Source organism: Mucilaginibacter psychrotolerans, assembly GCF_004519315.1.
GTDB classification, from domain to species: domain Bacteria; phylum Bacteroidota; class Bacteroidia; order Sphingobacteriales; family Sphingobacteriaceae; genus Mucilaginibacter; species Mucilaginibacter psychrotolerans.
This window is the reverse complement of record NZ_SOZE01000013.1, coordinates 51,437-64,496: the sequence shown is the minus strand read 5'-3', so window position 1 is coordinate 64,496 and position 13,060 is coordinate 51,437. Positions and strand designations below refer to the sequence as shown.

General features: G+C 43.1%; 9 protein-coding genes and 1 tRNA gene. 1 reads left to right on the top strand and 9 read right to left on the bottom strand.

Going from position 1 to position 13,060, the window contains the following annotated elements; translation table 11 throughout:
• The first annotated feature begins 147 nt into the window (after positions 1–147).
• Complete coding sequence (locus E2R66_RS14020; protein ID WP_133231757.1) at positions 148–1,269, top strand: acyltransferase family protein; 1,122 nt, start codon at positions 148–150, stop codon at positions 1,267–1,269.
• Between the two features lie 98 nt (positions 1,270–1,367).
• On the opposite strand, the gene rpoC is transcribed toward E2R66_RS14020, so the two are convergent.
• The 9 genes from rpoC to E2R66_RS13975 all read right to left on the bottom strand — a co-directional run bounded on the left by rpoC (position 1,368) and on the right by E2R66_RS13975 (position 13,015).
• Entirely contained in the window at positions 1,368–5,654 is a 4,287-nt protein-coding gene (rpoC, locus tag E2R66_RS14015; RefSeq protein ID WP_133231755.1) for a DNA-directed RNA polymerase subunit beta', read from the bottom strand.
• A gap of 122 nt (positions 5,655–5,776) precedes the next feature.
• A complete protein-coding gene (gene rpoB, locus E2R66_RS14010) occupies positions 5,777–9,580 on the bottom strand; it encodes a DNA-directed RNA polymerase subunit beta (protein WP_133231753.1) in 3,804 nt (1,267 codons plus the stop codon).
• Positions 9,581–9,772: 192 nt separating this feature from the next.
• The gene (gene rplL / locus E2R66_RS14005) at positions 9,773–10,156 is read right to left on the bottom strand and encodes a 50S ribosomal protein L7/L12 (protein WP_073405423.1); all 384 of its coding nucleotides are present in this window, start codon (positions 10,154–10,156) and stop codon (positions 9,773–9,775) included.
• Positions 10,157–10,217: 61 nt separating this feature from the next.
• Positions 10,218–10,736, bottom strand: a complete 519-nt coding sequence (gene rplJ / locus E2R66_RS14000) for a 50S ribosomal protein L10 (RefSeq protein ID WP_133231751.1) — start codon at positions 10,734–10,736, stop codon at positions 10,218–10,220.
• A 2-nt stretch (positions 10,737–10,738) separates the two neighbouring features.
• Positions 10,739–11,437: a 50S ribosomal protein L1 gene (gene rplA, locus E2R66_RS13995; RefSeq protein ID WP_133231749.1), complete on the bottom strand. Its 699-nt coding sequence runs from the start codon at positions 11,435–11,437 to the stop codon at positions 10,739–10,741.
• Between the two features lie 103 nt (positions 11,438–11,540).
• Positions 11,541–11,981, bottom strand: a complete 441-nt coding sequence (gene rplK / locus E2R66_RS13990; RefSeq protein ID WP_128531932.1) for a 50S ribosomal protein L11 — start codon at positions 11,979–11,981, stop codon at positions 11,541–11,543.
• Positions 11,982–12,174: 193 nt separating this feature from the next.
• On the bottom strand, positions 12,175–12,717 hold the full coding sequence (gene nusG, locus E2R66_RS13985; protein WP_133231747.1) for a transcription termination/antitermination protein NusG: 543 nt from the start codon (positions 12,715–12,717) through the stop codon (positions 12,175–12,177).
• A gap of 14 nt (positions 12,718–12,731) precedes the next feature.
• On the bottom strand, positions 12,732–12,926 hold the full coding sequence (secE, locus tag E2R66_RS13980) for a preprotein translocase subunit SecE (RefSeq protein WP_133231745.1): 195 nt from the start codon (positions 12,924–12,926) through the stop codon (positions 12,732–12,734).
• A gap of 18 nt (positions 12,927–12,944) precedes the next feature.
• Positions 12,945–13,015, bottom strand: a tRNA-Trp gene (locus E2R66_RS13975).
• Positions 13,016–13,060: the final 45 nt, after the last annotated feature.

Sequence of the window (13,060 nt, the reverse complement as noted above, 5' to 3'; positions counted from 1 at the left end):
TAAAGCTAGTCTATTTACAGAAGCTTTTATTATATTTACGAGTAAATTTAATAAATATTTCGCTGTAAACAACCAGTAGTATTATTTACAGTAGTGTGCACAACCTATTCCCTTATATTTTAACCGGTTAATCCAAAACGTTAATTCATGGATAAAGCTTGTACTAAAGCCCATTTGCATTATATCCCCAGTTTTAATGGGTTGAGGGCATTCGCCACCCTTATCGTTATGATACTCCATGGCGGGTATGGTTACTTCAGGGGCGGGTGGGTTGGGGTCGACCTATTTTTTGTGATCAGCGGGTACCTAATTACTTCTATCTTACAGGCAGAGTTTCTCCAAACCAACAAAATATCTTTTCCAAAATTTTACTGGCGGAGATCATTAAGACTTATTCCACCCTTGCTTATTTGCGTTGTTTTAGCAAACATTTTGTGGCCATACACTTTGTTTGACTTTGCAGGCAGCAACCGTGAACAGGCCACCCTGGCTGCACTTTTTTATTATACCAATATGGTGGCAAGCAATGTGAACGGCAACATGCTCCATTTGTGGTCCTTGTCTGTAGAAGAACATTTCTATTTTATCTGGCCGCTGCTACTGTCTTTTTTTCTTTTGAAAGCGTCCGCGCGCAACCGTATCATTATTTTATTAACAGCTATCGCATTGATCACGATCCTGCGGATTTGTGTTTTTCAGTACAGGGAGCAACTGGTTTTTGGTATCTTCAATATCGATCCCTATACGTTCACTATTTGCCGGATGGATGCCATACTGATCGGCGCATTAATAGCCATTGTAACCTCCCGACCCGGTGCTGAACTTCCGGATACCCTGTCAAACAAAAGCGCGCTTATTTTATTTGTCTGCTTTAGCCTGTTTATGGTAATCCTGTTTACGCTATCATCTCAAAATGAAACCTGGAATAACGGTGGATTTGTTTTCACCAACCTGCTATGCGCCACCACAGTATTGACGGCTATAGCCTCACCAGATCACCCTTTATTATCAAACAAGGTATTCAGCTGGTTGGGCAAACGATCATACGGCACTTATATTTACCATTTCCCCATTTTTTTAGTGCTCGAGCGGTTCAGGTTACCGCACGATATTCCCAACCTGCTGCTCATCACCTTTTTGCGTTTTGGGACGAGTATTGCAATTGCAGCCTTGTCCTATGCCTACATCGAGCGCCCTCTGTCATTGTTTAAAGACCGTATCCCTTTCCTTCGACGAAGAAACAAAGTAGCGCTACCCAAAACAAACTGACCATTAGTTCACCTGCTGCATACCGCATAAAATACAAAGGCCCCGATAACCTAAAGTTGCCGGGGCCTTATTTATCGGATCGTTCCGATGTTGTATGATTAAGCTTCTACTTCTTCTGTTTTTGAAGCCATCAGGCGATCAAATTCCTCCTGAGAACCTACACGGATATTTTCGTATTCGCGCAAGCCTGTACCCGATGGAATTAAGTGACCAACGATAACGTTTTCTTTCAGGCCTAGCATGTTGTCTTTTTTACCTGCTATGGCTGCCTCGTTCAGTACCTTGGTGGTTTCCTGGAACGATGCTGCTGAGATGAACGATTTGGTACCTAACGATGCCCTGGTGATACCTTGCAGCATCGGGCTCGAAGTTGCCGCTATGGCATCCCTTACCTCAACTAATCGCGCATCCTTACGTTTCAGGATAGAGTTTTCGTCGCGTAGTTTCCTTAAAGATACGATTTGACCCACTTTTAAGTTAGTTGAATCACCTGCATCGGTAACCACTTTCTTATCAAACATCTCGTCGTTCTCTACCATGAAATCCCAGCTGTCAACTGCTTCCCTTTCAAGGAAACGGGTATCACCTGCATCTTCAATAGCAACTTTCTGCATCATCTGGTGAACAATAACTTCGAAGTGCTTATCATTGATTTTCACACCCTGTAAGCGGTAAACCTCTTGTATACCGTTAACCAGGTACTCCTGCACAGCCGCTGGGCCTTTTATGGCAAGGATATCTGCAGGAGAGATAGAACCATCAGACAATGGCATACCAGCTTTAACAAAGTCATTATCCTGTACCAGGATGTGTTTAGACAATGGTACCAGGTATTTCTTAACCTGTCCGTCTTTACTTTCGATGGTGATTTCGCGGTTACCACGTTTCACGCCACCTAAAGTTACCACACCATCAATCTCAGTTACTACCGCAGGATTAGATGGGTTACGTGCTTCGAACAGCTCGGTTACACGTGGTAAACCACCTGTAATATCTCGCGTTTTACCGGTTGAACGAGGAATCTTAGCGATAACTTGTCCGGTTTGCAGTTTCTCACCTTCTTCAACAGAAATGTGGGCACCTACCGGGATGTTGTATCCTTTAATGATGTTGCCTTTGCTATCAGCTATCTGGATAACAGGGTTTTTGGTTTTATCCCTGGTATCGATAATAACTTTCTCGCGGTGACCGGTTTGCTCATCGCTTTCTTCGCGGAAGGTGATACCTTCTAATACCGCCTCGAAAGTGGTGATACCTGCAAACTCTGATATGATAACCGCATTGTACGGATCCCATGAACAGATACGGTCGCCTTTGGCAATTTTTGCACCATCTTTCACATACAGGTATGAACCGTATGGAATGTTATTGGTAACAATGATCTTGTTGGTACCTGGCTCAATGATGCGGAACTCGCCAGAACGGCCCAATACTACATCAACGTTCTCTTCGTCGGTTTTGTAAGTAACGGTACGTACGTTTTCGAATTCGATTACACCTTCGAACTTCGCGTTGATTTGTGATTCTGCCGCGATGTTTGATGCGGTACCACCCACGTGGAATGTACGCAGGGTTAACTGTGTACCCGGCTCACCAATCGACTGCGCTGCAATTACACCCACTGCCTCACCTTTTTGCACACGTTTACCGCTTGCAAGGTTACGGCCGTAGCATAAGGTACAAACACCTCTGCGGCTTTCGCAAGTCAGTACCGAACGTATTTCGATACCTTCCAACGGAGAGTTCTCTATTTTCTTGGCTATTTCTTCAGTAATGTCATGCCCTGCAGAAACGATCAATTCGTTGGTGATTGGGTCATGCACATCGTGAAGCGTTGTACGGCCCAAAATACGATCGTATAATGGCTCAACAATATCCTCGTTATCTTTCAAGGCTGTTGTATAGATACCCCTTAAGGTACCGCAATCAACCATACCCACAATCATGTCTTGCGCAACATCATGCAACCTACGGGTTAAGTAACCAGCATCCGCTGTTTTCAACGCCGTATCCGCCAAACCTTTACGCGCACCGTGGGTAGAGATAAAGTACTCTAATACCGACAAGCCTTCTTTAAAGTTCGACAAGATCGGGTTTTCGATAATCTCACCCCCCGAACCTGATTTTTGAGGTTTCGCCATCAAACCACGCATACCTGCAAGCTGACGAATCTGCTCTTTAGAACCACGTGCACCAGAGTCAAGCATCATGTAAACAGAGTTGAAACCCTGGTTATCTGATGACAAGATGTTCATCACATTCGCAGTTAAGCGGTTGTTGATACGTGTCCAGATATCGATGATTTGGTTGTAACGCTCGTTGTTGGTAATGAAACCCATGTTATAGTTACCCATAACATCTTCCACTTCTTTAGAAGCCTGGGCAATCAAAGTAACCTTTTCTTCAGGGATGTTGATATCTTTCAGGTTAAATGATAAACCACCCTGGAATGCCATCTTAAAGCCTAATTCTTTGATATCATCCAAGAACTGTGCAGCGCGGGCCATACCAGTGTTTTTAACAACCTCGCCAATAATATCACGAAGTGATTTCTTGGTCAATAGTTCGTTTATATAACCAACTTCCTCAGGCACATGCTGGTTAAACAACACGCGGCCTACAGTGGTATCAATTATTTTAGAAACGATGCTACCATCGCGTTCTTTAATTTTTCCTTTAACCTTGATAAAGGCGTGCAGGTCAATCTTTCTTTCGTTGTAAGCGATAATTACCTCTTCGGCAGAATAGAAAGTTAAACCTTGTCCTTTTACAACGCGTCCTTCATCTGTTTTACGGCCTTTGGTTATGTAGTACAAACCAAGCACCATGTCCTGAGAAGGTACTGTAATTGGGGTACCGTTGGCAGGGTTTAAGATGTTGTGCGATGCAAGCATCAATACCTGGGCTTCCAAAATTGCTGCGTTACCTAGTGGTACGTGCACAGCCATCTGGTCACCGTCAAAATCCGCGTTGAAAGCGGTACAGGTAAGTGGGTGCAATTGTATAGCCTTGCCCTCAACCAATTTTGGCTGGAAGGCCTGGATACCCAACCTGTGCAGCGTAGGCGCACGGTTTAGTAATACAGGGTGGCCTTTTAATACGTTTTCCAAAATATCCCAAACTAATGGGTCTTTACGGTCAACTATTTTCTTTGCAGATTTTACTGTTTTAACCACACCACGCTCAATCATCTTGCGGATGATAAACGGTTTGAATAACTCAGCAGCCATATCTTTTGGCAAACCGCACTCGTGCAGTTTCAAGTTAGGACCTACAACAATTACCGAACGAGCCGAGTAATCCACACGTTTACCCAATAAGTTCTGGCGGAAACGGCCTTGTTTACCTTTCAGGATATCTGAAAGAGATTTCAATGCACGGTTACCTTCCGTTTTTACTGCGTTAACCTTACGTGAGTTATCAAACAACGAATCCACAGCTTCCTGCAGCATACGTTTCTCGTTACGTAAAATTACTTCCGGTGCTTTTATCTCAATCAAACGTTTTAAACGGTTGTTACGGATAATTACGCGGCGGTAAAGATCATTCAAATCCGAAGTTGCAAAACGGCCACCTTCCAGTGGTACCAATGGGCGCAATTCTGGCGGAATAACCGGAACGATCTTCACGATCATCCACTCAGGGTTGTTTTCAATCCTGGTTTTTGCATCGCGGAAAGCTTCAACTACCTGCAAACGTTTCAAAGCTTCGTTTTTACGTTGCTGAGAAGTTTCGTTTGCGGCCTGGTGGCGCAGATTGTATGATAACTGGTCAAGATCAAGGCGTTTCAGCAGGTCTTCTAATGCTTCGGCACCCATCTTGGCTACAAATTTCTGCGGATCTTTGTCGTCCAGGTATTGGTTTTCCTTTGGTAAGGTATCCAATATATCCAGGTATTCTTCTTCTGTCAGGAAATCCATGCGGGATATACCGTCAGATTCTTTAATACCCGGCTGTATTACTACATAACGTTCGTAGTAAATGATTAAATCAAGGCGTTTGGTTGGTAAGCCCAACAGGTAGCCAATTTTGTTTGGCAACGAGCGGAAGTACCAGATATGTGCAACAGGCACCACTAAATTGATGTGGCCCATACGCTCGCGACGTACCTTCTTTTCGGTTACTTCAACACCGCAACGGTCGCAAACGATACCTTTGTAACGGATACGTTTGTATTTACCGCAATGGCATTCGTAATCTTTTACCGGACCGAATATACGCTCGCAGAACAAACCATCGCGCTCAGGCTTGTAAGTCCTGTAGTTGATGGTTTCCGGTTTTAAAACTTCACCGCTAGAACGCTCCAGTATAGATTCCGGAGAAGCTAAGCTGATTGTAATTGTGGTGAAATTACTTTTGATTTTATTATCCTTTTTGTAAGACATAGTCTCCTTTGTTTTTAATGTTGTTGAAGAGTTGTTATAAAAGTTGGAAAGGTTAGAAAGGGTTGTAAAAGTTAGAAGCTTTAACTTCTTTAACCTTTACAACCTCTTTAACTCTTTTAACTTTATTCCAACGTGATATCCAAACCTAAACCTCTTAATTCATGAACCAATACGTTGAATGATTCCGGAACTGAAGGTGTTGGCAGGTTTTCACCTTTAACAATAGCTTCGTAGGTTTTAGCACGGCCGATAACATCATCCGATTTAACGGTTAATATTTCCTGCAGGATGTTAGATGCACCGAATGCCTCGAGTGCCCAAACCTCCATCTCACCAAAACGTTGACCACCAAACTGTGCTTTACCACCCAATGGCTGTTGTGTGATAAGCGAGTACGGCCCGATAGAACGTGCGTGCATCTTATCATCAACCATGTGACCCAGTTTAAGCATGTAGATAATACCTACAGTAGTCTGCTGATCGAAACGGTCGCCGGTTAAGCCATTGTACAGGTAAGTACGGCCAGATTCAGGCAAGCCTGCTTTTGCAACCCATTCTTCCACTTCGGTATGGCTTGCACCATCGAAAATTGGCGTAGCAAATTTAACGCCCAGTTCTTTACCGGCCCAGCCTAATACGGTTTCGTAAATCTGGCCCAAGTTCATACGTGATGGTACACCCAGTGGGTTCAACACAATATCAACCGGTGTGCCGTCTTCTAAGAAAGGCATATCCTCGTCACGTACAATACGTGCCACGATACCCTTGTTACCGTGGCGGCCCGCCATTTTATCGCCCACTTTAAGCTTACGTTTCTTGGCAATGTAAACCTTAGCCATCTGTACGATGCCCGATGGTAACTCGTCGCCCACGCTGATCGCGAATTTATCGCGACGGTAAGCACCAAGCTCTTCGTTTACCTTGATGTTATAATTGTGCAGCAAAGTTTTAATCTGCTCGTTCTTATCATCATCAGTGGTCCACTTGGTAGGGTTGATGTTCTCGTAGTGCAACTCGGTAAGTATCTTTTGGGTGAATTTAACGCCCTTAGCTACATACAGCTCTTTGTAAACGTTATAAACACCTTGCGAAGTTTTACCGTTAACAATCTCGAACAACTTGTCTATCAACGTATTCTTCAGCTCTTTTACAGCTCTATCGTGTTTAACGTCAAGCTTTTCAATCTGCGCTTTCTCTTCGGCTTTAGTTGTCTTTTTAGCACGGCTGAACAATTTGGTATCGATAACCACACCAGCAATTGATGGCGGAGTTTTTAACGATGCATCCTTAACGTCGCCTGCTTTATCACCAAATATGGCACGAAGCAATTTTTCTTCCGGTGAAGGGTCAGATTCGCCTTTAGGGGTAATCTTACCAATCAGGATGTCGCCTTCTTTAACCTCGGCGCCAACGCGGATGATACCGTCTTCATCCAGATCCTTAGTAGCTTCTTCAGAAACGTTAGGGATATCCGGTGTCAACTCTTCTTCACCACGTTTGGTATCGCGTACTTCAAGCTCAAACTCTTCAACGTGCAATGATGTAAAGATATCCTGAGACACAACGCGCTCAGATATTACAATCGCATCCTCAAAGTTGTAACCCTGCCAAGGCATGAATGCCACTTTAAGGTTACGGCCCAATGCAAGCTCGCCATTTTGCGTAGCGTAGCCTTCGCAAAGCACTTCGCCTTTTGTAACCCTTTGGCCTTTCTTAACGATTGGTTTAAGGTTGATGGTGGTGCTTTGGTTGGTCTTTTTGAACTTGGTTAAGATATAGCTCTTCGTATCGCCTTCGAAAGAGATCAAACGATCCATTTCGTCGCGGTCGTATTTAATTTTTATTTCGTTAGCATCAACATACTCAACCACGCCATCGCCTTCGGCGTTGATAAGGGTACGAGAGTCTTTTGCCACACGGCCTTCCAAACCTGTACCTACTATCGGCGCTTCGGGGCGCAACAATGGTACGGCCTGGCGTTGCATGTTCGAACCCATCAGGGCACGGTTAGCATCATCATGCTCCAAAAATGGAATCAGCGATGCTGCGATAGATGTGATCTGGTTTGGCGCAATGTCCATCAAATCCAATCTTTCCGGCTCGATGATCGGGAAGTCACCCTCGAAACGTGCTTTTACTTTTGGTAAAGCAAATACACCATTGTCGTCATAATGCGCATTAGCCTGGCCTATGGTTTTACCGTCTTCATCTTCTGCAGATAAATAGATAACCGGCTCGTTAACCTGTACTTTACCTTCAACCACTCGTTTGTACGGAGTTTCTATAAAGCCTAAGTTGTTGATCTTAGCGTGTACGCAAAGTGATGAAATCAAACCGATGTTAGGGCCTTCCGGAGTTTCGATGGTACACAACCTACCGTAGTGGGTGTAGTGTACGTCACGAACCTCGAAACCGGCACGTTCACGTGACAGACCGCCGGGCCCAAGGGCTGACAGACGACGCTTGTGCGTGATCTCTGCCAGTGGGTTGGTTTGGTCCATAAACTGCGATAACTGGTTTGTTCCGAAGAACGAGTTGATTACCGATGAAAGTGTACGTGCGTTGATCAGGTCGGTTGGTGTGAACACCTCGTTATCACGAATGTTCATACGCTCACGTATAGTACGTGCCATACGTGCCAAACCAACACCAAATTGTGCATAAAGCTGCTCGCCAACGGTACGAACACGACGGTTGCTCAAGTGATCAATATCATCCACCTCGGCTTTTGAGTTGATTAATTTGATCAGGTACTTAACAATCGCAATGATATCCTGCTTAGTTAACACCTTAGTTTCGTCAGAGGTGTTCAGCTTTAATTTACGGTTGATGCGGTAACGGCCCACATCGCCCAGGTCATATCTTTTATCAGAGAAGAACAAGCGATCGATGATACCACGTGCAGTTTCCTCATCAGGTGGTTCGGCGTTACGCAATTGGCGATAGATGTGCTCCACCGCTTCTTTCTCCGAGTTCGAAGTATCTTTTTGTAAGGTATTATATATAATAGTATAGTCACCGCTGGTGGCAGCATCTTCCTTGTTCAGGATGATAGTTTTAACACCAGCATCGATGATCATATCAATATGGTCGTCTTCCAAAACGGTTTCGCGCTCAAGGATAATCTCGTTACGGTCGATAGATACCACTTCACCGGTATCCTCATCCACGAAATCTTCTACCCATTTTTTAAGCACCCTTGCAGCAAGCTTACGGCCAATGAATTTCTTCAAGCCGCTTTTGCTTACTTTCACCTCGTCGGCCAGTTCAAACAATTCTAATATATCTTTATCAGAATCGTAACCTATGGCGCGAAGCAGCGTTGTAACCGGGAATTTCTTTTTACGGTCAATGTAGGCATACATCACGTTGTTAACGTCTGTAGCAAACTCAATCCACGATCCTTTGAAAGGAATAACACGGGCCGAGTATAATTTTGTACCGTTGGTGTGACGGCTTTGGCCGAAGAACACACCTGGTGAACGGTGTAACTGAGATACAATTACACGCTCGGCGCCATTGATAACGAAGGTACCCTTAGGTGTCATATAAGGGATGGTACCCAAATAAACGTCCTGTACAATCGTTTCAAAATCTTCGTGCTCGGCATCGTTACATGATAAGCGAAGTTTTGCTTTTAATGGCACACTGTAAGTTAAACCGCGCTCAATACACTCGCGTATATCGTAACGTGGCGGATCAATAAAGTAATCAAGAAACTCCAAAACGAAGATGTTCCTTGAATCTGATATTGGAAAGTTTTCGGCAAATACTTTAAACAACCCTTCTTTGTAGCGGTTGTCTGACGTGGTTTCCAATTGAAAAAATTCCTGGAAAGACTGTAACTGTACATCCAGGAAATCCGGGTAATCAAGTACCTTTCTGCTGGTTGCAAAGTTTACTCTTTGGTTATTATTGTTTGCCAAGGTATTATAATTTTAGTTTATTAAACCTGTATTAGATATGGGATTTTATATCAGGATTTGAGACAAAATGAAAAAACACTTTTAAATAAATGCGAGATTTCATATCCCATATCTCACATCTCAAATCCCTTTAAACAGCAATAGACCCCGACCAAAAAGGTCGGAGTCTGATGCTATTTGGTGTGGGCTAAATTATTTAACCTCAACTACAGCTCCGGCTTCCTCTAATTGTTTTTTCAGAGATTCAGCTTCTTCTTTAGTTACGCCGGTTTTTACCTCTTTAGGTGCGCCGTCAACTAAATCTTTAGCTTCTTTCAAGCCAAGGCCTGTAAGGTCTTTTACTAATTTAACAACTGCTAATTTAGCGCCACCTGCTTCTTTCAGGATAACGTCAAACGCAGTTTGTACTGCTTCAGCAGCAGGAGCATCATCGCCACCTGCAGGAGCAGCAGCAACTGCAACAGCAGCAGCAGCAGGCTCAATGCCATACTCATCTTTCAAGATCTGAGCTAATTCGTTTACTTCTTTTACTGTTAAGTTTACCAACTGTTCAGCAAACGCTTTTAAATCCGCCATTTTATTTTAATTTTTTACTTTAATGCTTTTTGTTTATTTCGAACTTTTACTGAGGCGTTCGTTAACCTCTTTCTTGTAATGTTTTCACGAGGCCCGCAATAGTATTTCCGCCTGATTGTAGTGCAGAAATAACGTTTTTGGCTGGTGATTGCAGTAAACCTACAATCTCGCCTATCAACTGCTCTTTCGATTTCAGCTTGGTTAAAGTATCCAACTGGCTATCACCAATAAATACTGCTGAATCTATGTACGCTGCTTTAAGAATTGGTTTTTCGCCTTTTTTCCGCAATTGTTTAATCAACTTTGCCGGGGCAGTTGCTGATTTTGAGAAAAAGATAGATGATGAACCTTTCAATACATCGTATATCGAGCTGAAATCACCACCGTTAGCTTCCATAGCTTTTTTGATCAAGCTGTTTTTTGCTACCTTCATGGTGATATCTGCCTCGAAGCACTGGCGACGGATATTGTTAACTTTTGCAACTGTAAGATCAGACGTATCAGTAATATAGAAATTACCATACTCTTTCATCTGCTCGCTTAGAGCAACGACAAGGTCGTATTTTTCTTCTTTATTCATGATTAAATTCCCGTTACTGATTTAGTTTCAACTGTTATACCCGGCGACATTGTTGAAGAGATGTGAATGCTCTTAAAATATGTTCCTTTTGCTGCTGATGGTTTTAATTTAGAGATGGTTTGCAATACTTCTAATGCATTCTCGTAAATTTTATCGGCAGGGAAAGACGCTTTTCCTATCGAGGTATGGATGATACCTGTTTTATCAACCTTGAAATCGATCTTACCAGCTTTTACCTCGGTTACAGCTTTACCAACTTCTGGTGTTACTGTACCCGATTTAGGGTTAGGCATTAAGTTACGCGGACCGAGGATACGACCCAAACGACCAACTTTAGCCATAACGCTAGGCATAGTTATGATAATATCAACATCAGTCCATCCGCCTTCAATCTTGGCAATATATTCATCCAAACCTACGTAATCTGCACCTGCGTCTTTAGCTTCTTGTTCCTTATCAGGAGTACAAAGAACTAATACACGTACAGTTTTACCGGTTCCATGAGGTAAAGTTGCGATACCACGCACCATTTGATTGGCTTTACGCGGATCTACACCTAAACGCACATCGATATCAACAGACGAATCGAACTTGGTTAAGGTTAATTCCTTTACCAAAGCTGATGCTGCTTCTAATGAGTACGATTTGTTCGCCTCAATTTTGGATAGTGCCGCTTTTTGATTTTTTGTTAATCTAGCCACTGTCTTAAACTGATTTGTATTAATTAATAATTTAGACTTGAGATATTAGATGTGAGATTTGAGATTATAAATCCGAAATCGAACATCCGACACTCAAAATCATTTAGTTCCAGGGAGCCGTACCTGATACGGTGATTCCCATACTGCGGGCAGTACCTGCCACCATTTTCATGGCTGATTCTACTGTAAATGCATTCAAGTCGACCATTTTATCTTTGGCGATTGTTTCAACCTGTTCCCAATTTACATTGGCAACTTTTTTACGGTTGGGCTCTGCCGAACCACTCTTTAAGCCTGTTGCTTCTAAAAGCTGTATAGCTACCGGAGGGGTTTTGATGATAAATTCGAAAGACTTGTCGACATAAACAGTAATAAGCACCGGTAACACTTTCCCAGCTTTATCCTGGGTACGTGCGTTGAACTGCTTGCAAAACTCCATAATGTTCACACCTTTTGCACCCAATGCTGGGCCAATTGGTGGAGATGGGTTTGCAGCGCCGCCCTTTACCTGAAGCTTTACCATCGCACCGACTTCTTTTGCCATTTTACTTTGATTTAATTATAACTCAATGTTAGTAAGTGGAAGCTAAGTAACATTTAAGATTTTGTGAGTGGTGAGTTGAGATTGGTGAGTGGTTAACTCATTGTCCGGTTCAACACTCGTGTGTGTAATATTTTATCTATTTGGTTTCGGTTTCGGCAACTATTCTCTAATCAACCATTCACCACCCACCAAACTATTCTTTCTCTACCTGCATGTAATTCAATTCAAGCGGCGTACGGCGCCCGAATATCTTTACCATTACTTTCAGTTTCTTCTTTTCCTCGTTCACTTCTTCTATCACACCGCTGAAACCGTTAAAAGGACCATCCATTACCTTAACGTTTTCGCCAACGTAATAGGGTACGTTCATGGTTTCGCCCTGTGCGGTCATCTCGTCAACCTTGCCTAAAATACGGTTAACTTCGGCCTGGCGAAGTGGGATAGCATTGCCTGCTTTATCGCCAAGGAAACCAATTACACTGTTAATGTTTTTGATGATGTGTTCCAACTCGCCATCAAGCGCGGCTTCCATCAAGACATATCCAGGAAAATAGTTGCGTTCTTTAGCAATCTTTTTTCCATCGCGCATTTGGTAGTACTTCTCGGTAGGGATCAGTACCTGCGGTATAAGATGGGTTATGCCTAAGCGATTTACTTCGGCATCGATATATTGCTTTACCTTTTTTTCTTTACCGCTGATAGCCCTAACTACGTACCACTTTAATTGATCGCTCATCTATAATATATAATTTAGGCTACTGATGTATAGAATGTTTTTAGCAAGTACCCGATAATCTGGTCCATACCAAAAATAACCATGGCTATAATAATAGCAGCAACCAGCACCAGTACGGCACTGTTTTGCAACTCCCTCCAAGTTGGCCAGGTTACTTTCTCGGTCAACTCGATGTATGATTCTTTTATATACTCAGCTACGCCAGCCATATTTATTGATACTTAAAGCACGGGAACAAGGATTCGAACCCTGATCAAAGGTTTTGGAGACCTCTATTCTACCGTTGAACTATTCCCGTGTATTATTAAACCTCTTGTTTAGAGAGATTTGCTATGTTACTTAT

Coding starts and splice junctions, on each gene's coding strand:
- rpoC (WP_133231755.1), bottom strand. CDS start 5,654: ATGTCTTACAAAAAGGATAATAAAATCAAAAGTAATTTCACCACAATT.
- nusG (WP_133231747.1), bottom strand. CDS start 12,717: ATGAGCGATCAATTAAAGTGGTACGTAGTTAGGGCTATCAGCGGTAAA.
- secE (WP_133231745.1), bottom strand. CDS start 12,926: ATGGCTGGCGTAGCTGAGTATATAAAAGAATCATACATCGAGTTGACC.
- rplL (WP_073405423.1), bottom strand. CDS start 10,156: ATGGCGGATTTAAAAGCGTTTGCTGAACAGTTGGTAAACTTAACAGTA.
- rplK (WP_128531932.1), bottom strand. CDS start 11,981: ATGGCAAAAGAAGTCGGTGCGATGGTAAAGCTTCAGGTAAAGGGCGGC.
- rplJ (WP_133231751.1), bottom strand. CDS start 10,736: ATGAATAAAGAAGAAAAATACGACCTTGTCGTTGCTCTAAGCGAGCAG.
- E2R66_RS14020 (WP_133231757.1), top strand. CDS start 148: ATGGATAAAGCTTGTACTAAAGCCCATTTGCATTATATCCCCAGTTTT.